Consider the following 20,088-nt stretch of genomic DNA (forward strand, 5'->3'; position numbering starts at 1 on the left):
CCAGCCCGCGCCGGAGTGCGAGTACGACCAGCGGGTGTCCTGGTAAAGCAGCTCCCTTGGGCTGCTAGCCCCGCCGTTGCCCGCTTTCCACAACCCAACCCATCGCCCACCGGAAAAACCGTCTCGCCACCCCTTGGCGGGCCGATTTCGGCTGTTTTCGGCCGGATCGGCTGCCGACGCGGCTCCGTCGGGGCTTCCGTCGGGACTTGACAGGCTCACGGATCGAAGGGATATTGCGGTGAAGGCGGTTAGATTTCCTATCCTTTTCCTTATCCTTCCTTAATCATGCAAAGCCATCACAAAAGGCACTTACCATGCTTAAAACGCTGACATTAAGAAATCGACTGATCCTGAACCTAAGCCTGACCGGCATCGTTTTTTTACTGATCAGTCTTGGGTATGTTGCCTATTTGCGCGAAGGACTGGTCACTCAGGCGATTGCTGAGCGCTCTGAAGCTCTGAACAGCGTATTTCAAGAGCGGCTCCAGGCAAAACAAGAGTTTGGGCTTGGGCTTGCAATGACCCTTGCGGGCAGCCCTCTCTACCAAAGCGCACTGCTGGATGGGGATCGCGAGTTGGCCTTCCGGCGTGCGAATGAATTGGGTGAGCGCTTTTATTCCGACCTGCAGGCTGGCACCGTGAACATGCACATTCATACCGCCGATGGCCGCACCTGGTTACGCAGCTGGTCTCGTGACTTCTTTGATGATGACATTACTTTCAGGCCCACAGTCACTCGCATGATGAGCGAGCGCAGACCCTTTTCTGATGCAACTGAGGTCGGTCGCTCTGGTTTAACCATTCGCGCGCTGGCACCCATGTTCAGGGATCGCCAGTACATTGGAGCTCTAGAGGTCGCCATGGGGTTTGATGGAATTCGACAAGGGTTTGAAGCAGACGGCCGCCGCTATGTGTTTCTTTTACCTGCCGATATCATTGATGTGGCACCCGGCGTAGCAAATAACACAAAAATCGGAGACTTTTTGGTTGCCAATGATCGCTGGTTTGGACAGGCAGAACTGGCCTTTGCTCGCAGCCTTGATCAAACCCGCATGATGGCTGACGGGTTCATCCTCAATGACCAGTGGTTTGCTTCAATTCAAGAAGTCAGAGATGACGCCGGTCGCCTGATTGGCGTTCATGTCTTCGGCGAACCGCCTGAGACCGTGCTGGCCAGTGTCCGTCAGATGACCCAGTTTATTGGCTTGCTGATCGGCTTACTGGTATTACTGGTTGTCGGTATGGGCATTGTTTTGGCGCTGATGGTACAGAAAAATATTGTGAGCCTGATTAGTCGCAATGTTGAGCAGCTGAATAAAAACAAAAATGATCTGACCCTGCTGCTTGATACAGGCAAAAACCAGGATGAATTATTTGCGCTTTTTTCTGCTTTCAATGATTACACCAACACGCTTAAACAGATTTTAGGTGAGGTGTCCCTGACTGCATCGGATTTGAAGGCAGCAACCACAGACCTGGTTCGCCAGGGCGAAGCCAGTCAGCGCATGGCCGTACAGCAAACAGAAGAGGTGAGTCAGGTCGCCTCTGCCAGTGCAGAAATGTCGGCTTCAGCCACTCAGGTGGCCGCACAAGCCGACTCGACTCAAGAAGCCGCCAATCAGGCTACGGCCCAAACGCATGAAGGTGTGCAGGTAGTGGGTGACACAGTCAGCGCCATTGATCAGCTGGCTAGCGAAATGGGCGAACTCCTGACAATCCTATCCCGCTTAGAGCAAGGCAGTGAAAAAATCGGTGATGTGATCAACACCATCGACACCATTGCAGAACAAACCAACCTGCTCGCATTGAATGCAGCGATCGAAGCAGCCAGAGCTGGTGAGCATGGCCGTGGCTTTGCCGTAGTCGCCGATGAAGTACGCCAACTGGCGAGTAGAACGCAAGGTGCCACTGGTGAAATACAAACCATCATTCACAGTGTTCAGGATGCAGCAGCGGACGTTTCAAAAGCAATTGAACGTGGTGCAGAAAAGGCAAACCACTGCGCCACTCAAGCTCAGCAAGCGGGTGCCGCTCTCAATGGAATTGATGCCAGTGTCAGTCAGGTCAACGAATGGGGGGCACAAATCGCGACAGCTGCCAGCGAACAAAGCCAGGTCGCAGAAGGGATCAGCTCCAGCCTTGCGCGTATCAATGATTTAGTTGCTGAGTCTTTGGATGAAATGCAAAAGAGCCAAGAGGTCACTAACAGGCTTGCTGAACGAGCCGACTCACTTAGCCAACTGATCAGCCGTTTTAAGATCTGAAAACGATCGAGTAGGAGGGGGAGTTACCTCCCCCGTCCTCTCACACCACCGGGCGTACGGTTCCGTACCACGGCGGTTCATAAAGTTCCTTTGAGCTGATGGTAACTATCCATCAACGATATCAATCCCAGTTTATCAAACAACTTCTTCGGCAACGCCTGATTTAAGTGTGACGCGCCTGCATTCCACCAAGCACCTCGGCCGTTGGTTGCGCTCAACCATGCTCTCTTTTCGTCCAGCCCCAGACGCATCAGCATTTTCATCCTTGTATTAGGACGTTTCCACTGTCTCCACAGTATTTTGCGAAGGTGTCGTCTGATCCAGCCGTCCAGTTCTTCAAAGACCTTCTTTACATCAGCATGGCGAAAATAATTCAGCCAGCCCCTGATTTTAGGTGCTAGTACTTGAACGGTTCGCTGGATGCTCCAGCCTTTGGCTGGACGCATCACTGCCTTGATGTTGCCTTTGAATCTTTGTACGGATTTCGTGGCCGGTTTCAGGCGAGGGTTGATTTTACGAGGGCAAACTGTATAACCCAGAAACGTTCGTTTCCACGGCCTGTCAACAGCGCTTTTCTCACGGTTAACCTTCAGCTTTAAGCGTTGCTCAAGGAAGATTGTGATTGAGGTTAGCACTCTTTCCCCTGCCTTTTGGCTTTTGACGTAGATGTTGCAGTCATCGGCATAGCGACAGAAGCTGTGCCCCCTTCGCGTTAACTCCTGATCCAGTTCGTCCAGCAGGATGTTGGACAGCAGCCCCAGGCACGCACCGGGGCCGTGGCCTACATCCACCGGTTCGGTTCCGCGCTGAATGAGCACACGCACTTCCATGTCGTCGTGATCGACGGCGTGTTCGAGCCCGACCCGGAGCGGGGTGTCCGGTTCATCGCGGCAGAGGCCATCGACGCCGACGCCGTGCGGGTCGTGCAAACGCAGGTGCGCCGCCGCATCCTGCGGGCATTCGTGCGCCGTGGGCGGATCGATACCCAGACCCGCAAAGAGATGGAAGCGTGGGACCACGGCGGCGGGTTCTCGCTGGATGCGAGCGTGCGCATCGAGGCCGACGACCGAAAGGGCCTGGAGCGTCTGCTGCGCTACTGCGCTCGTCCTCCCTTCGCCGCCGACCCGCTGGAGGAACTCGACCCGCAGCGGCTGATCTATCGCTTGCCCAAACCGGGTCCGGACGGGCGCACCCAGACCATCCTCTCGCCGCTGGAGCTGATCGGCCGCATCGCCGCACTGGTTCCGCCGCCCCGGCAGCATCGCCATCGGTACTATGGCGTACTCGCCCCAAACTCACCGCTGCGCCCCGCCGTCACCGCTCTGGCACCCGAGGCTGTAGTCCCGGCGCCGACATCCCACCGGGCGGTGAAAACTGCAGCGGAGGATCTGCCCGCGACCCTCTGGCGGTCTCCCGCCCGCTACCTCTGGGTGATGCTGCTGGCGCGTATCTACGAGGCGTTTCCGTTGACCTGCCCGCAGTGCGGCGCCCAGATGCGCATCATCGCCTTCATCACCGAGGCGGTGGACGTTCGGGCCATCCTGGAGCACATCGGCGAACCCGCCACTCCGCCCCGTATCGCCCAGGCGCGGGGTCCGCCGGAGTGGCACGAGGATGCCACGGAGCATGCCATCGCTGCTGAGGCAGGTTCCGCAGGTGATCCCTACGCCCAGCCCGCGCCGGAGTGCGAGTACGACCAGCGGGTGTCCTGGTAAAGCAGCCCAGCTGGGCTGCCAGCCCTGCCGTTGCCCGATTTCCGGAAACACACCTATCGCCCACCGGGAAATCTGTCTCGCCACCCCTCGGCAGACCGATTTCGGCTGTTTTCGGCCGGATCGGCTGCCGACGCGGCTCAGACGGGGCTTTCGTCGGGACTTGACAGGCTCCCGGATCGAAGGGTACATTGCGGTGAAGGCGGTTGGATCTCCTATCCTTTGGCAACTTCGGCAACAGACAGGTTCGAGGGAGGAAGTAACTTACTCAGAATCTGCTGTTTACGCTCTTCGCTGTAACGCGCCATGATCAAACCTTTGGCCCCAACTGGTTAAATTTTGATGATGACAACTATCCTGCCAGAGGGGGCTCGGCTAGTTTCAGGGCTTCCGCTTTAAATTCAGCGGTGTGAGTCTTGCGGGTCTTTTTGGTTGTAATATTCACCTCGTTAAGTCATTTTACTCACTTAGCTTGGTGTCCAAAAGTATTGGATCAGATCACTTTCAATCTGGCCATCATGGACGCATCCATGCCACAGAATTTGGCTCGCCACTTGTAGAAGGTAGCCGAACTCATGCCATGCTCACGACACAGCTCTGGAACGGGTGCACCGGCTTCGGCTTGCTTTAAGATTGCCAAGATTTGGCTGTCGCAAAATTTTGATGTTTTCATGCAGAATCTCCTGCGTTTATGTTACGAGAAAATTCTACTTTTGACGTCAGTTATTTTTAGGGTGTAATACCAAGATGGTGGCCAGTGGCAACAAGACCGTGCGTTTTTGTTTTTAGTTGGCAAAAGCTGGAAAGGTCGGAGGTAGAAAAGGTATGATTATGCACGTCGAGGGTCTTAGATTTTGTTTGTGTAGTGACTTAAATTTTCTAGGAACCCTCACACCTTTTCTAGACGCTCATTATTTTTTCTACACCCTCGAATGCGAAGAGCCAAAAAAATGCACAATGTAGATTCATATTATAATTTAAAAAAAAAGAATAGATGCCAAGATACTTGCGAAAAAACTTTGTGATTATGATGTAATTTCTTTCGATGTATTTGACACTTTAATTTTACGTCCTTTTTTTAGCCCAAGAGTCTTGTTTTCCATTATGGAACAAAGGCTAGGGATATATAAATTTGCCAAAATTAGAGTTGACTCTGAAAATGAAATTAGAAAATTAAAACAAGGAAATGAGAATCACGACAACATTACACTATCTGAAATTTATAACTTAGTACAAAATAAAACTAATTTAAATGCAAAAGAAACTGAAACTTTAGAATACCAACTAGAGCTAAATTATTGTTTTGCAAACCCATACTTCCAAGAAGTAATATCTATTTTGAAAAATAACAATAAAAAAATGATAGTTATTTCAGATATGTATTTATCTAAAGAGCAAATTAGTGGCATCCTAAAAACAGCAGGCTATGAATTTTTCGAAGATATATTTGTTTCTTCTGAACATAATAAGTCAAAGAAAAATGGAAATATATACGAATCAGTCAACGAAAAGTTTCAAAATAAAAAAATTATTCATATTGGAGACAACTTTTTATCTGATATTGAAAATGCAAGAAAATTCGGCCTAGATGCATATTACTACCCAAATATTAATGAAATTTCTAGCAAGACACGAATTTCAGGCATGTCATACATTACTGGTAGAGTTTATTCAGCAGTCATTAATAATCATTTATATAATGGCCCTGAAAATTATAGCGACCCATACAAACTTGGTTTTATTTATGGTGGAATTTACATACTAAAGTTTCCTAATTCCAGTATATAAATATACAATCAATTGCTTATACGCGCCCGCAAATATTAGCTTATCATTAAGCTATAATATACTAATTTAATGTCTTGATGCAAAAATAATTCATAATAAACAACAAAATAGAGTGAATGCGGATAACTTTTGAGCTATAATCATAAGCACTAACCCAATGATTAATAGCATAAAAGGATCCGCATCCAATGACTATCCTACAGCGACTTGGTCATCAAATCCAGCACCTTTTTCCAGCAAACGAACACGGCCAGGAAAGAGCCCACTGGTTCCTTCTGACACTGCAGTCTATCCTGATCCCCATCACTGCATCTAGGACATCTAACCTGCTCCGTACCATCGCCACTGTATTCGGGTGCGTGATCCCTCAAAGCCGGTTTTACACGTTTATGGCTTCGAGCAAACTTCCATGGGACCGGATCTGGACTCTGCTATGGAAAGCCATTCCTGATCCCCTGACTGATGGGCGCTTACTCCTGGCACTGGATGATTCCCTCAACCCAAAGACGGGCAAAAAGATCTTTGCTTGCGAACGCACCTTCGATCATGCGGCAAAAACTAACCAAGCCCAATACCCCTGGGCTCAAACCTTGGTCACCATCGGTCTACTCCGGATCATCCACGACCGCTGGGCCTGTCTGCCCCTCGCTTTCGCATTCTATATGCGAGCCATCACGGTCAAACAGGAGAAACGCACGGTACAAGGCAAATCGCCGACCTTTGCCACCAAATTCGAACAAGCCGTTGACCATATTAAGCGCATAGCCACTGTGTTTGTCGAATGCCCCGTGCTTGTCATCGCCGATAGCTGGTTTGGCAACAATGGTTTATGGCAACCTTTGCGCTCAGCTTTAGGGTCACGAGCGCAAATCCTGAGTCGTTTGCGGGTCAACAATATTCTTCATGATCTGCCGCCACCTCATTCCCCCGGCTCTCCGGGACGCCCTCGCAAGTACGGCGAGCGCATCGGCAGTGTGACCATTCAGGCAATCTACCGCAAGAAGGACGCTAAAACCTATACCGTGCATCTCTACGGCAAACACCGTGAGGTTCAAGCAGCCAGCCAGGTTGTGGTGCTACGCTCGTTACACACTCGAGTGCGTGTCGTTTGGATCTATCGAAAAACTCAATGGCTCGCCTTGTTCACCACGGATCTTGATCTGACCATTCCCCAGATCATTGAATACTATGGCGCTCGCTGGAAGATCGAAGCCGGCTTTCGCGAAATCAAGCAAGAGATCGGTAGCGCTCAGACCCAGACTCGCAACCCCGATGCTGTCAATAATCACTTGCATTTTTGCATGATTGCCACCACCATCACCTGGATTTATGGTGCCTCTCGCCTCAAGGCACCGCCGCGACGTTATGCGACCAACCAGCGCACTGAATATGCATTCGCTGACGTACGTCGGGCCCTCGCCCATGAATTTTCAGACTAGGGTTTTGGGGCAGTTTGCCCAGAATCCAACAAATCCAGGGAAAATCCTCTGATCGCAACTCTCCTGGACTTGGTTGCATGAGAAAAATAGGAAACTTCAGTTAAAAAAGAATAATGAAACCGCATACTGCAACGCTTGAACAAAATGCCTTGGAGCCGCGCTATCGTGAGATGCGGCGCGTGACGCTGGTGGGGGTGGCCACGAATCTGAGCCTGTCGGCCACGCAGATTGTCGGCGGGGTATTGAGCCAGTCTCAGGCCTTGATGGCTGATGGGCTGCATACCCTCTCGGATCTGTTTAGCGATATGGTGGTCTTGCTGGCGGCCCGTCATGCCAATATGGAGGCCGATGAAAATCATCCCTATGGGCACGGGCGCATTGAGACCCTGGGCACGGTGATTGTCGGGCTGGCCTTGATGGGCGCGGGGCTGGGGATTGGGCTTGATGCCGGGCTGCGTTTGTTCAATCCGGAGACCTTGCTGGCACCGGCGCCCATTGCGTTGTTTATCGCCTGCCTGGGGATTGTGGCCAAAGAGGGGCTGTATCATTACACCATGCGAGAGGCCAAACGGCTTAATTCCAATATGCTCAAGGCCAATGCCTGGCATCATCGCTCGGATGTGATTTCCTCGCTGGTGGTGCTGGTGGGTATCGGCGGTACGCTGGCGGGTTTGCCCTATCTGGATGCGGTGGCGGCGGTGTTTGTGGCGGCATTGATTGGCGTGATGGGTGGGCGGTTGATCTGGGGCAGTGTCAGCGAGTTGATTGATACCGCGCTGCAGCCTGAAACGGTTGAGCAGATGCGCCGCCATATTCTGGCGGTTGAGGGTGTCAAGGGTCTGCACCAGTTGCGCACCCGCCGCTCGGGCGGTTCGGTATTTGCGGATGTACACCTGCAAATCCCGGCGCGCATCAGTGTCTCTGAGGGTCATTTGATTGCGGATCGGGTGCTGGTCACTTTGCGCAAGGCTTACCCGGAACTGAGCGATATCACGGTACATATTGACCCGGAGGATGATCAACGCGACACCCCGTGCCGCTCGCTGCCCTTGCGCAGTGAGTTAATCCGCCAGCTGCGTACCCACTGGGCGCAGATTCCCCAAAGCGAAAAACTCGAAAACGTGATTTTGCACTATCTGGGCGGACGGGTGCATCTGGAGCTCTATCTGCCATTGAGCTGTATCAGCGAGATTGCCGAGGCCAAAGCCTTGGCTCAACAGCTCAGCGAGGCCAGTAAGCAGGTGCCAGAGATTGATGCGGTGACGGTGTTTTTTCGCTAAGGCTTGCACCATGATTGTGCAATAGCCGTGGATATGATCAAGGGCAGTGCAACACGCGCTATCCTTCCCCGCGATGGCTTGGGAGGCAACATCCCGCTACAGGTGGCGAAAATAGCCGTATCCGCGATATGCCGCGCCATCGCTGCAGCGGTTTAATGTAGGCTGGCACGCTTAGTGCTAATTCTGTCCCAGAACGTTGATGCTGCTCTGGCCTTGCGGCCTGATCATTGACCCACAAGGCTTGAGCAGATATTGATTTGGTATAACGTTTGTGTCTAACCATCCCTTGAAGGAGCCTCTCCATCATGTCGTCCCCAGCAGATATTTTGAAACAGATTGAAGAACATGGCGTTAAGTTTGTGGATTATCGCTTTACCGATAGCCGTGGCAAGGAGCAGCATGTCACCGTGCCGGCCAGCACCCTGGATGATGAAGTCTTTGAAAACGGCAAGATGTTTGATGGTTCAAGTATCGCAGGCTGGAAGGGCATCAACGAGTCCGATATGATCCTGATGCCGGATGCCAAGAGTGCGGTGATGGACCCCTTCTATGAAGAATTGACGATGGTGTTGCGCTGCAACGTGGTTGAGCCTAGCACCATGCAAGGCTACGACCGTTGTCCGCGCTCCCTGGCGGAACGCGCCGAGGCCTACATGAAATCCACCGGGATTGCGGATTCCTGCCTGTTTGGCCCGGAAAACGAATTCTTTGTCTTTGATGATGTGAAATGGGGCAGCTCCATCGGCAGCGCCTTTTACAAGGTTGATTCCGATGAGGCCTCCTGGAACTCAGAAAAGGTCTTTGAAACCGGCAACATCGGCCATCGCCCCACCGTCAAGGGCGGCTACTTCCCCGTGCCGCCGGTCGATTCCCTGCAGGATCTGCGCTCGGCCATGTGTCTGGTGTTAAACGAGATGGGATTGGTGACCGAGGTGCATCACCATGAAGTCGCCACCGCCGGTCAATGCGAAATCGGCGTGGGTGCAGCCTCGCTGACCCGCAAGGCCGACGAGGTACAAATCCTTAAATATGTGATCCAGAACGTCGCCCACAGCTACGGCAAGACCGCGACCTTCATGCCCAAGCCGCTGGTTGGTGATAACGGCAACGGTATGCATGTGCATCAATCGCTGGCCAAAAATGGCCAGAATCTGTTCAGCGGTGACAAATACGGCGGGCTTTCCGACGCCGCGCTGTATTACATCGGCGGCATCATCAAACATGCCCGCGCCCTGAATGCCTTCACCAACCCCTCCACCAACAGCTACAAGCGCCTGGTGCCGGGGTTTGAAGCCCCGGTGATGCTGGCTTATTCCGCCCGCAACCGCTCGGCCTCGATCCGCATTCCTTTTGTCTTCAGCCCCAAGGCACGCCGCATTGAGGTGCGTTTCCCGGATTCCACCGCCAACCCTTACCTGGCCTTTGCTGCCATGCTGATGGCTGGCCTTGACGGGATTCAAAACAAGATCCACCCCGGTGAGGCGATGGACAAAAACCTCTATGACCTGCCGCCGGAAGAAGAGAAAAACATCCCGCAGGTCTGCCACGGTCTGGATCAGGCATTAAATGCCCTGAATCAGGATCGCGCCTTCTTGACCGCCGGTGGCGTGTTCTCTGACGAAATGATCGACGCCTACATTGACCTGAAAATGGAAGATGTACAGCGCCTGCGCATGACCACCCATCCGGTGGAATTTGATATGTACTACAGCCTCTAAGGCGTCTCCTTGCAGGGTGGCGGCGCGGATTTACCGCCACCCTGTTTTCTACCTCCGCCTGCTCCTCAGACCTGTCCCAGCCCCGCTGCAACACCGCTTAAACATCGCGCCAGAGCACAGCTATCCCGGTGCCGTGTCATCTTATGCACCCCACGCTAAAGCCGGGGGTTTATCACATCAATTTGGTGCTTTTCAGGCATTTGCTATAGTATTGGCGAAAATGGCTAAAAGCCGACTGTGCGCCGTGCGTGGCTTATCTGCATGGGCCACGGTCAATCATCCTGACTCTCCACACACCTCTGGGATAACTGATGATTTATCAGCTTGTTTATGTCAGTGAATACACAGGCGACTCGCCTGAGAGCGATTTGCACGACATTCTGGCGGCATCTCGGCGTTTTAATCCACAACACGGCATCACTGGATTGTTGCTATTTGTGGGCGGCAGCTTCATCCAGGTCTTGGAGGGTGACGACGAGGCCAAGGTGCGGGCGCTGTATGAACGTATTGCGCTGGATCCGCGTCATGCCCGCCTGGATGTTTTGCTCGATTACACGCTCCCCAAGCGGCTTTTTCCTGACTGGAGCATGGCGTGGATGCCAATTTCTGAGACGGAGTTTTGCGCCCTGGCACATATTCAGCGCTGTGATTTTGCAACGCTGTCACAGCTGGATAACAATATTGTCAGTAATATATTGCTCAATTTTGCAGAGGCAAAGCTGGATGGCTGAGCGTGTCTTACCCGCCGAATGGGCCCCGCAAACAGCGGTGCTGTTGACCTGGCCTCATGAGGATTCTGACTGGGCCTTTATTTTGCCGCAGGCCGAGACCACCTTTACCGCCATTGTGCAGGCTATTACCACCCAGCAAACGGCGCTGGTGGTCTGTCAACACGCGGCGCATCGTGCCCGCCTGGCCGAGCAGCTCGCTCAGGCGGGTGTGCCTGCCGAGCGCCTGCAGCTGGTGATGGCCCCGGCAGAAGATACCTGGGCGCGGGATCATGGTCCACTCACCGTGCTGGATCAAGGCCAGCCGCTGCTTTTGGATTTTATTTTCAATGGCTGGGGCAATAAATATCCCGCGCTTAAGGATAATCTGATCACCCAGCGCCTGCATGCCCAAGGGGTGTTTGCCGATACCCGGCTGGAATCCATCCCGCTGGTTTTGGAAGGTGGCTCGCTGGAATCCGATGGCCTGGGTACGCTATTAACCACGGAATCATGCCTGTTATCGCCGGAGCGCAATCCGGCATACGGACGCGAGCAGATTGAGGCGGCCCTGCAGCAGCATCTGGGCGCACAGCGGGTGTTATGGTTACGTCACGGGCATCTGCACGGGGATGATACCGACGGGCATATTGATACCCTGGCGCGCTTTTGTACGCCTGACACCATTGCCTATGTCTGCTGTGAAGACCCCGAGGATCCCCATTATGATGACCTGCAGGCCATGCAGGCCGAGCTTGGTGCCTTGCGTCAGGCCAATGGGCAGGCGTATCGGCTGATTGCATTGCCGCTGCCGCGTGCGCAGTACAACGCCGAGGGTAAACGCCTGCCGGCCACCCATGCCAATTTTTTGATCATCAACGGGGCTGTCCTGGTGCCGACCTACAATGACCCCACGGATGCCATCGCCTGCCAACGCCTGGCTGAGGTTTTTCCCGGACGCCAGATCATCGGCATTGACTGCCGTGCCTTGATTGAACAATACGGTAGTTTGCATTGTGTCACCATGCAGCTGCCCGCCCCGTTGCCGCTGTCTCAGGCGGACCGGCCTTCCTCCATGACTTAAATAACAGAATATTCCCGTGATGACTTCTTTGCTTGTTTCTCGCCGTGCCTGCGTGAGTGTGCAGGTCGGTTCCGTGCATATCGGCGGCCAGGCCCCGGTCGCCGTACAGTCCATGACCAACACCGACACCGCCGATATTGCGGGCACCGTACAACAGGTGGTTGAGCTGGCGCAGGCCGGTTCTGAACTGGTGCGCCTGACCGTCAATAACGAAGAATCCGCCGCCGCCATTCCGCATATCCGCGAACGGCTGGATGCGCTGAATATTGCCGTGCCGCTGGTCGGGGATTTTCATTTCAACGGCCATAAACTGCTCACCCAAAGCCCGGCCTGTGCCGAGGCGCTGGCCAAGCTGCGCATCAATCCGGGCAATGTCGGCAAGGGTGCCAAGCGCGATACCCAGTTTGCGCAGATGATTGAACTGGCCTGCACTTACCAAAAACCGGTGCGCATCGGCGTTAACTGGGGCAGCCTGGATCAGGAATTACTCAGCCAGATGATGGATGACAACGCCTCCGCTGCCCAGCCGTTGAGCACCGAGGCGCTGATGCAAGAGGCCATGATTCAGTCTGCGCTTAGCAGTGCCACGCGGGCCGAGGCGCTTGGTCTGCGCCATGACCAGATCATTTTGTCCTGCAAGGTCAGCGGAGTACAGCCGCTCATTGCGGTCTATCGCGAACTGGCCCGGCGCTGCGACTACCCCTTGCATCTGGGGCTGACCGAGGCGGGCATGGGCATCAAAGGCACGGTGGCCTCTGCGGCTGCCCTGGCGATTTTATTGCAGGAAGGCATCGGCGATACCATCCGCGTTTCCCTCACCCCGGAACCGGGCGCCAGCCGTACCCAAGAGGTCATGGTGGCCCAGGAAATCCTGCAAAGCCTCGGCCTGCGCTCCTTTGCCCCTTCCGTCATTGCCTGCCCCGGCTGCGGGCGCACCTCCAGCGACATCTTCCAGCACCTGGCCCGCGATATCCAGGACTATATCCGCCAGCGGATGCCCGAATGGCGGGCGCGCTATCCGGGGGTTGAAAATATGTCGGTCGCCGTCATGGGCTGTGTGGTCAACGGCCCCGGTGAAAGCAAACACGCCGACATTGGCATCTCCCTGCCCGGCAATGGCGAAAGCCCCGCCGCCCCGGTCTATGAAGACGGCGAACGCAAAACCACACTCAAAGGTGAGCAGATCTCCCAGGAATTTCAGGCCCTCGTGGAAGATTACGTCAGCCGCCGCTATGGCCAGTAAATCCTGACTTATCAATAGGCGTTACGCAGTTAGCGTCTAGCGGATTGATGTTGCCAGTATATTCTTCGCGGCTTCGCGTGAGATCAGCCCTTTAGGGGCGGCTGCGCCAAAGTTTTCAGTGTTGAGTCTTTAATGCGTCACGCGAAGCCGCGAAGGGCGCAAAGAAGGCGCCGCTACGAGGTTTAACGGCGTTTCAGGTGGTCAAGGCGGCGGACAAAATCACTCAGGATGCGTCGGTACAATTCTTCCTTGAGAATGCTGTCTTCCACCCCGGCATCGAGGTTGGGATTGTCGTTGACCTCAATCACGACAATCCCCTTGGGGGTTTGTTTAAGATCCACGCCATACAGGCCATCGCCGATGAGGTTCGCGGCGCGCAAGGCGGTTTTCACCACCACCGGGGGCACATCTTCAATCGCGAAGGTTTTGAATCCCCCCTGACGATCATCCCCTTTGGCCTGATGGTTGACGATTTGCCAGTGCTGCTTGGACATCAGGTATTGGCAGGCGTACAAGGGCTGTTTATTGAGAATCCCCACCCGCCAGTCAAATTCGGTATAGACAAATTCCTGGGCCAGAATCAGATCAGATTCCTTAAACAGGCGTTTGGCGATATCCAGCAGTTCCTGGCGGTTTTCTGCCTTGAAAACCCCGCGTGAGAATGAGCCGTCCGGAATCTTGAGCACCACCGGATAGCCGATCCATTCCTCGGCATTGAGCAGATTGTCTTTGCTCAGGACCAGGGTCTTGGGCGTGGGGATCTTGTGTGAGGCCAGCAATTCCGCCAGATACACCTTGTTGGTGCATTTGAGGATGGAATCCGGATCATCAATGACCACCATCCCCTCGCTGACAGCCTTGCGGGCAAAACGATAGGTGTAATGATCAATGCGGGTGGTCTCGCGGATCAGCAGCGCATCGTATTCTGCCAGGCGTCCAAAATCGCGCCGGTCGATCAGATCCACCTCAATACCCAGCGCTCGCCCGGCCTTGACAAACTGATTGAGCGCGCCTTTATTGGACGGGGGCAAGTCCTCTTGCGGATTATGCAAAATCGCCAGATCGTAGCGGTAATTGCGGGCGCCACGCGGCTTGCGCCAAGGGCGTTTGAGATAAACCTCAAGGGCCTGGAAAAAATCGTTTTCCTGTTCCGGGGTCAGGGCATTAAGCGACAGCGGCTTGAGGGCGTTAATGCGCCATTGGTCGCCGCGCTTGAACTCCACCTTAAACAGGGGTGCCCGAAAGGACGCAAATAACTGCTGGGCGATTTCCTGCATTTCTTTGGGCGCACATTGCCCAAAAAACACCGTCATTTCCAGCATGGTCGGTTGCAGACCCGCCTTCTTGCGCCCCAGGATTTTGGCAACCTTGCGGTCAATGTCCTCGGTATCCAGGCTATAAATAGACTTGCGCGACAAATCCTGCAGGGTGCGCACACTGGGGATGACTTTATGGCTGCGCGCCTCGGCCAGCAGCGAGCAATAATACCCCTCGCTGAGGTAGCGCATACTGCGACACAGGTTAATCACGCGTAGCATGGTGTGGCTGGAGTATTCAGGCTGCGTCAGATAATCGCGGGCCACCACCACCGGATAACGTGGGAAATGTGGTTTCCAGTCTTCAGCTTGCTCAATGAGCAGAATATGATCAGACAATGCGGCTGTTCCTAAATTTTTTGCGCGTACATAAAAGTTAATGAATATGTGCGCTGCACGGCGACACGGTGTGACCGTGACTCCTGCGGCTATGGTGTCTTTTGTTTGTCGTGCTTATTGAGGTCAGGCGCGCAACGCCGTCGTTACAGCGTGCGCTCCCCTTTATGCTTGCTCATGATCGATGCGAATGTTTCATAAGTATAGCCCAAGCGCTGCGTGATCGCGGATCAGTGTGCATTGTTCAGCAGCACGCCCAAATGCAAACCCAAACAACCCGTTTTTAAAGTCGCGCAGGCATTGCGGTGAGCCTGTTTGAATGTCTTTCGGCACTGCCCTTTCATGGCGCGATGGCCCTGTTCGCAGCGGGCCTTCGCTTGCACCTGTCTGATGAATCCTCTACCATTGCGCGGCCTTTTGGTGCCTTGGGGTGCATTTTTTGCCTCCGAGGTAAACGGGAAGCCGGTATGCATAGCATGCTCAAGCCGGCGCTGCCCCCGCAACGGTAGGCGAGTTAACGCAAGGCAATAGACCACTGTGCATCCGCATGGGAAGGTGTCTTGACGGGGAATGATTCCGCTCGCAAGCCCGGAGACCGGCCAAAGGTCACAACCCGATATTGCGGCGGGCGATGCGGCGGTATGGTCATGTTTTTCCACGCCTATCCCTCCTTTCCCCCCTGCAAGCCATTCTTAAATTTTAGATCCGTGCGGGCGGCACGGAGGATAGCTTAATCATGCCTGGCGTATTTTTACTTCTCCCCTTGGTGGTGTTTCTCCCTGCGGCGCTGTATGCGCAAACCCCGGCACTGGATACTGTTGTGGTAACGGCCAGCCGGGTGGCGCAAACCACCGATGAAACCCTGGCCTCGGTAACTGTCATTACCCGTGAAGACATTGAACGCTGGCAGGCGCCATCCGTTCCCGATATTTTGCGCCGTCAACCCGGTTTGCAGGTTCACAGCGCTGGCGGACGTGGCAAAAGCACCTCGGTGTTCATGCGCGGCACCAATTCCGACCATGTGCTGGTGCTGATTGATGGTATCAAGGTGGGCTCGGCGACGCTGGGCACCACAGCCTTGCAGGATCTCCCGGTTGAAGCTATTGAGCGCATTGAGATTGTGCGCGGGCCGCGTTCCAGTCTGTATGGCTCGGAGGCCCTGGGCGGGGTGATTCAGATTTTTACCCGTAAAGGCGGCGGCGCCTTGCGCCCGTATGTCAGTCTGGGTGGGGGCAGTTATCGCACCGTGGAAGGGGCTGCGGGCTTAAGCGGCGGCGGGGATCAGGGCTGGTTTAATCTGGGTGTCAACGGCGTTGATACGCAAGGCTTTGATGCCTGTCGCGGCGAGGCCGCCACGGCCTTTGCCGGATGCTTTGCCGATGAGCCGGATCGGGATGGTTATACCCAGCTTTCCGGTTCGCTGCGCGCAGGCTACCACGTCTCGGATGCACTCTCGCTGGAGGCTTTCAGTCTGGTGACCCGCTCGGAGAATGAATTTGATGGCAGTTTTCAGAATGAGTCTGCAGACCGCCAGCAGATTTATGGCACGGTGGTGCGCTATGCGCCATTGAGTCTGTGGCAGATGACCCTGAGCCTCGGACACAGCCTGGATGCCTCAAAAAATTTCAAGGACGGGGTGTTTTCCAGCCGCTTTGAAACCCGCCGCGACACCCTTTCCTGGCAAAACGATCTGGAAGTAGGCAGTGCCACGCTGCTGACGCTGGGCGCCGATTATCTCAATGACCGGATTAGCGGCTCCACCGAGTATGCCCACACTTCCCGCGATAATCTCGGCCTGTTTGCCCAATATCTGGGCTACTGGGAGCGCGTGGATCTGCAAGTAGCGCTGCGCCATGATGATAACCAGCAATTTGGACATGAAAATACCGGTAGCCTGGCGCTGGGCTATGCACTCACTGACACGCTGCGAGCGATCGGCTCCTATGGCACGGCCTTCAAGGCCCCCAGTTTTAATGCCCTGTATTTTCCCGGCTATGGTAATCCCGATCTTAAACCGGAAAGCTCGCGTACCCTGGAGGCCGGGCTTCGTGGCCCCTTGGCCGGAGGGCAGTGGTCGGTGAGTCTGTATGAGAGCCGCATTGATGATCTGATTGCCCATGATGCCGCACGCAGTTTGCCCGCCAATATTCACGAAGCGGTGATTCGCGGTGCCGAGCTGGATTGGCAGGGGACGCTGGAGGCCTGGCAGGTCTACGCCGGGGTGAGTCTGCTTGATCCACAAAATCGCGCCCAGCCGCATCGTGGCAATTTACTGCCGCGCCGTGCCGAGCACAGCCTGAACATGGACGTGGAGCGCGCCTATGGGCCGTATCTTCTGGGTGCGAGTGTGCTGGCCCAAGGGCGGCGCTTTGATGATGTCGCCAACAGTCGCCGCCTGGATGCCTTTGTCACGATGGATCTGCGCGCTGAATACCGGATCAGCCCCGATCTGCGCCTGCAACTGCGGCTGGAAAACCTCTTTGATGAAGACTACGAAACCGCCAGCTTTTATAACCAGCCCGGACGCAGCGCCTACCTGAGTCTGCGTTATCAGCCGCAGTAGGGTGCCTGCGGTGAGGTGGTTACGCCATCAGCTGGAGCTGTTTTTCACAGCGCTGGGCTTTTTTACCCGCATTCCGGTGCCGCGCTGGGTTCCCTGGTCAATGGCGCGGCTCAATCAGTCCACCCGCTATTTTGCCCTGATCGGCTGGGTGGTGGGGGCGGTGGGGGCTCTGAGCTATCTTGTGGCGGCGTGGCTGTTGCCGGTCAGTGTGGCGGTGGTGCTGTCGATGCTGCTGACCATCTATCTGACCGGTGCCTTTCATGAAGACGGGCTGGCCGATAGCTGCGACGGGCTGGGCGGTGGTCAGGATCGGGCGCACGCGCTGCAGATCATGAAGGATTCGCGCATCGGCACTTATGGCACGGTGGCGCTGGTGCTGGCGCTGTTACTCAAGGCGCTGATGCTGATAGCCCTGGCTGAATATGATCACTGGCTGCCCGCGCTGGCGCTGTTAGTCGCCCATCCGCTGTCGCGGCTGGCTGCCAGCACGCTGATTTACCGGCTGGATTATGTACGCGAAGACACGCAGGCCAAAGCCAAACCGGTTGCCGAACAGCTCAGCACACGCGGGCTGCTGATCGCTGTGGTGTCGGGCCTGTTACCGTTGGCCCTGCTGCCGCTACCCAGTGCGCTGGCGGTGTTGCTGATGACCCTGCTGCTCACCATCTATGCGGGCTATTATCTCCACCGCCGTCTGGGGGGTTATACCGGGGATTGCCTTGGGGCAACCCAGCAAGTCACCGAACTGGGCTGCTATCTGGCCTTATTGGTGGCGGTGAAGCTCAGCATATGAATGCCGCCTGCCAGCCGTGGATAGCCCCGTGAGTGCCTCCTTAGCGCGCATGTTGCTGATCTTGCTGCCCGTTTCCGTGCTGGCCATGCTTCTGGCCCTGACTCAGGGCAGTATCCAGATTCCGTTGAAAGACATCTGGGCCGTGATGCGCGGTCAGGGCGAGCCGCTGTATGCCCTGCTTTTGCTGGATCTGCGTCTGCCCCGAGTGCTCAACGCCTTTGCCACCGGCGGCCTGCTGGCGGTGGCCGGGGCCTTGATGCAAGTCCTGCTGCGTAATCCCTTGGCTGATCCTTATGTGCTGGGGCTTTCCGGGGGTGCGGCGGTTGGCGCTTTACTGGCCATGCTGGCCGGGCTGGGGGCGGCGCTGATCTCCGGGGCCGCCTTTGCCGGAGCCTTGATCTCGACCCTGCTGGTATTTGGCCTGGCCCACGGCACCGGCAGCTGGGTACCTACCCGGCTGTTATTGACCGGCGTGGTGGTGGCGGCGGGCTGGGGCGCCTTGATCAGTTTTTTGCTGGCGGTCAGCCCCTCGCATGAACTGCCGGGGATGCTGTATTGGCTGATGGGGGATTTATCCTATGCCGGGCATCCGCTGTTGCCGTGGTCTGCGCTGGTGGTAGCGATGCTGCTGACCTTTCCTCTGGGGCGTACCCTCAATGTGCTGGCGCGTGGCCCATTACAGGCCGCCGCCCTGGGGGTCTCCGTGCGGCGCATGGAAATGCTGGTCTATGTGCTGGCGGCGTTTATCACCGCCATTGCCGTGCTCACTGCTGGCAGTATCGGCTTTGTCGGGCTGATTGTCCCGCATATTCTGCGCCTGATCTTTGGCTTTGATCAGCGCATCCTGTTACCCGCCAGCGCGCTGGCCGGCGGGATTCTTCTGGTCTTGGCCGATACCCTGGCGCGCACCCTGATTGCCCCGGAGCAGTTACCCGTCGGGGTGATTACCGCCCTGCTCGGGGTGCCGACCTTTCTTTATCTACTCTATCGGAGTCGGCAGCGATGAGCCTGCTCTATATGGACCAGCTGGTGCTGGATATTCCTGGGCGTGAGTTCCTGCAGCCCTTGCACTGTCAGATTGAGCCCGGTCAGTGCTGGGGCATTCTCGGCCCCAATGGCTGTGGCAAAACCACCCTGCTGCATACCCTTGCCGGTCTGCGTCCGCCGCGTAGCGGACAGATTCTGCTGGAACAGATCCCGATAGACCAGATCCCCAGACGCCGACTGGCGCAGCAAATGGGCATGGTCTTTCAACAGCAGCACGATGAATTCCCCGCCACCGTCCTGGAGACCGCCTTGATTGGCCGCCATCCCTACCTGCGCTTTTGGGAGATGGAATCGGGCGAGGATCATCAAAAGGCCTGGCAGGCACTGGGACGCATGCAACTTGCCGAATTAGCGCAACGTCCGGTGCAAACCCTCTCCGGGGGCGAACGCCAGCGCCTTGCCCTGTGTACTGTGCTGGCACAAGCGCCTCGCCTGCTGTTGCTGGATGAGCCGACCAATCATCTCGATCTGCATCATCAAATCGACGTACTCAGCCTGATCCGCCATGACATCGGAAGCCAGCGTGCCGCCCTCATGAGCCTGCATGATATCAACCTCGCCGCCCGCTTCTGCACCCACCTGCTGCTGTTATTCAAAGACGGCCACGCCGTCTGGGGGGGGCGTGAACACATGCTGCAAACACAACTCTTGGAACGACTCTACCAGCAACGCCTGATCAGCACCCATCTGCAAGGCCAGACCATCTTCATCCCCGACCCTGACAGCAACGCCAGCGTGCATCGCTATTTGCCTGAAAGCATTGAGCGATCTTCGTCGTTCAAGCAAACCGCCTAAACG

The 20,088-nt window shown here is 55.5% G+C and carries 14 protein-coding genes, 2 pseudogenes and 1 riboswitch; of the genes and pseudogenes, 13 read left to right on the forward strand and 3 right to left on the reverse strand.

Going from position 1 to position 20,088, the window contains the following annotated elements; translation table 11 throughout:
• The first annotated feature begins 314 nt into the window (after nucleotides 1-314).
• Nucleotides 315-2,264 carry a methyl-accepting chemotaxis protein gene (locus THISIDRAFT_RS09615; protein WP_006788822.1) on the forward strand — a complete coding sequence of 650 codons (1,950 nt, stop codon included), beginning with the start codon at nucleotides 315-317 and terminating at the stop codon, nucleotides 2,262-2,264.
• A 77-nt stretch (nucleotides 2,265-2,341) separates the two neighbouring features.
• On the opposite strand, the gene THISIDRAFT_RS09620 is transcribed toward THISIDRAFT_RS09615, so the two are convergent.
• Nucleotides 2,342-3,082 (reverse strand): group II intron maturase-specific domain-containing protein, encoded by a 741-nt coding sequence (locus tag THISIDRAFT_RS09620; RefSeq protein WP_221913993.1) that lies wholly within the window; start codon nucleotides 3,080-3,082, stop codon nucleotides 2,342-2,344.
• On the opposite strand from THISIDRAFT_RS09620, the gene THISIDRAFT_RS09625 reads away from it, so the two are divergent.
• Complete coding sequence (locus tag THISIDRAFT_RS09625) at nucleotides 3,041-3,979, forward strand: transposase (protein WP_221913994.1); 939 nt, start codon at nucleotides 3,041-3,043, stop codon at nucleotides 3,977-3,979. The two genes, THISIDRAFT_RS09620 and THISIDRAFT_RS09625, sit on opposite strands and share 42 nt — an antisense overlap.
• Nucleotides 3,980-4,478: 499 nt before the next feature.
• Here the strand turns inward: THISIDRAFT_RS09625 and THISIDRAFT_RS09630 are convergent.
• A pseudogene (locus THISIDRAFT_RS09630) lies at nucleotides 4,479-4,649 on the reverse strand (transposase); the annotation flags it as partial.
• A gap of 362 nt (nucleotides 4,650-5,011) precedes the next feature.
• On the opposite strand from THISIDRAFT_RS09630, the gene THISIDRAFT_RS09635 reads away from it, so the two are divergent.
• The 7 genes from THISIDRAFT_RS09635 (at nucleotide 5,012) to ispG (ending at nucleotide 13,235) form a co-directional block, all read left to right on the forward strand.
• A complete protein-coding gene (locus THISIDRAFT_RS09635) occupies nucleotides 5,012-5,764 on the forward strand; it encodes an HAD-IA family hydrolase (RefSeq protein WP_336245414.1) in 753 nt (250 codons plus the stop codon).
• Nucleotides 5,765-5,952: 188 nt separating this feature from the next.
• Complete coding sequence (locus THISIDRAFT_RS09640; protein ID WP_006788312.1) at nucleotides 5,953-7,203, forward strand: IS701 family transposase; 1,251 nt, start codon at nucleotides 5,953-5,955, stop codon at nucleotides 7,201-7,203.
• A gap of 113 nt (nucleotides 7,204-7,316) precedes the next feature.
• A complete protein-coding gene (locus THISIDRAFT_RS09645) occupies nucleotides 7,317-8,483 on the forward strand; it encodes a cation diffusion facilitator family transporter (protein WP_006788313.1) in 1,167 nt (388 codons plus the stop codon).
• A 305-nt stretch (nucleotides 8,484-8,788) separates the two neighbouring features.
• Entirely contained in the window at nucleotides 8,789-10,201 is a 1,413-nt protein-coding gene (gene glnA / locus THISIDRAFT_RS09650; protein WP_006788314.1) for a glutamate--ammonia ligase, read from the forward strand.
• A gap of 311 nt (nucleotides 10,202-10,512) precedes the next feature.
• Nucleotides 10,513-10,932, forward strand: coding sequence for a BLUF domain-containing protein (locus tag THISIDRAFT_RS09655; RefSeq protein ID WP_006788315.1), 420 nt, complete (start codon nucleotides 10,513-10,515; stop codon nucleotides 10,930-10,932).
• On the forward strand, nucleotides 10,925-11,992 hold the full coding sequence (locus tag THISIDRAFT_RS09660; RefSeq protein WP_006788316.1) for an agmatine deiminase family protein: 1,068 nt from the start codon (nucleotides 10,925-10,927) through the stop codon (nucleotides 11,990-11,992). The genes THISIDRAFT_RS09655 and THISIDRAFT_RS09660 overlap by 8 nt, the downstream gene beginning before the upstream one ends.
• 19 nt (nucleotides 11,993-12,011) lie before the next feature.
• Nucleotides 12,012-13,235: a flavodoxin-dependent (E)-4-hydroxy-3-methylbut-2-enyl-diphosphate synthase gene (gene ispG, locus THISIDRAFT_RS09665; protein ID WP_006788317.1), complete on the forward strand. Its 1,224-nt coding sequence runs from the start codon at nucleotides 12,012-12,014 to the stop codon at nucleotides 13,233-13,235.
• Between the two features lie 182 nt (nucleotides 13,236-13,417).
• On the opposite strand, the gene THISIDRAFT_RS09670 is transcribed toward ispG, so the two are convergent.
• Nucleotides 13,418-14,890, reverse strand: a complete 1,473-nt coding sequence (locus THISIDRAFT_RS09670; protein WP_006788318.1) for a RimK family protein — start codon at nucleotides 14,888-14,890, stop codon at nucleotides 13,418-13,420.
• 398 nt (nucleotides 14,891-15,288) lie between these two features.
• A riboswitch (cobalamin riboswitch) is annotated at nucleotides 15,289-15,505 on the forward strand.
• A gap of 118 nt (nucleotides 15,506-15,623) precedes the next feature.
• Between THISIDRAFT_RS09670 and btuB the strand changes: the two genes are divergently transcribed.
• From btuB to THISIDRAFT_RS15470, 4 genes and pseudogenes are all read left to right on the forward strand, one after another.
• Nucleotides 15,624-17,450 carry a TonB-dependent vitamin B12 receptor gene (btuB, locus tag THISIDRAFT_RS09675; RefSeq protein WP_006788320.1) on the forward strand — a complete coding sequence of 609 codons (1,827 nt, stop codon included), beginning with the start codon at nucleotides 15,624-15,626 and terminating at the stop codon, nucleotides 17,448-17,450.
• A gap of 10 nt (nucleotides 17,451-17,460) precedes the next feature.
• On the forward strand, nucleotides 17,461-18,243 hold the full coding sequence (locus THISIDRAFT_RS09680; protein WP_006788321.1) for an adenosylcobinamide-GDP ribazoletransferase: 783 nt from the start codon (nucleotides 17,461-17,463) through the stop codon (nucleotides 18,241-18,243).
• A 49-nt stretch (nucleotides 18,244-18,292) separates the two neighbouring features.
• Nucleotides 18,293-19,249, forward strand: a complete 957-nt coding sequence (locus THISIDRAFT_RS09685) for a FecCD family ABC transporter permease (RefSeq protein WP_040852973.1) — start codon at nucleotides 18,293-18,295, stop codon at nucleotides 19,247-19,249.
• Between the two features lie 11 nt (nucleotides 19,250-19,260).
• Nucleotides 19,261-19,758, forward strand: a pseudogene (locus tag THISIDRAFT_RS15470) (ABC transporter ATP-binding protein); the annotation flags it as partial.
• Between the last annotated feature and the right edge of the window lie 330 nt (nucleotides 19,759-20,088).

Source organism: Thiorhodospira sibirica ATCC 700588, from assembly GCF_000227725.2.
Classification (GTDB): Bacteria; Pseudomonadota; Gammaproteobacteria; order Ectothiorhodospirales; family Ectothiorhodospiraceae; genus Thiorhodospira; species Thiorhodospira sibirica.

What these genes read in the sequence shown, in the direction of transcription:
- THISIDRAFT_RS09615 (WP_006788822.1), top strand. Translation starts at nt 315, where the DNA reads ATGCTTAAAACGCTGACATTAAGAAATCGACTGATCCTGAACCTAAGC.
- THISIDRAFT_RS09640 (WP_006788312.1), top strand. Translation starts at nt 5,953, where the DNA reads ATGACTATCCTACAGCGACTTGGTCATCAAATCCAGCACCTTTTTCCA.
- THISIDRAFT_RS09645 (WP_006788313.1), top strand. Translation starts at nt 7,317, where the DNA reads ATGAAACCGCATACTGCAACGCTTGAACAAAATGCCTTGGAGCCGCGC.
- glnA (WP_006788314.1), top strand. Translation starts at nt 8,789, where the DNA reads ATGTCGTCCCCAGCAGATATTTTGAAACAGATTGAAGAACATGGCGTT.
- THISIDRAFT_RS09655 (WP_006788315.1), top strand. Translation starts at nt 10,513, where the DNA reads ATGATTTATCAGCTTGTTTATGTCAGTGAATACACAGGCGACTCGCCT.
- THISIDRAFT_RS09660 (WP_006788316.1), top strand. Translation starts at nt 10,925, where the DNA reads ATGGCTGAGCGTGTCTTACCCGCCGAATGGGCCCCGCAAACAGCGGTG.
- ispG (WP_006788317.1), top strand. Translation starts at nt 12,012, where the DNA reads ATGACTTCTTTGCTTGTTTCTCGCCGTGCCTGCGTGAGTGTGCAGGTC.
- btuB (WP_006788320.1), top strand. Translation starts at nt 15,624, where the DNA reads ATGCCTGGCGTATTTTTACTTCTCCCCTTGGTGGTGTTTCTCCCTGCG.
- THISIDRAFT_RS09685 (WP_040852973.1), top strand. Translation starts at nt 18,293, where the DNA reads ATGTTGCTGATCTTGCTGCCCGTTTCCGTGCTGGCCATGCTTCTGGCC.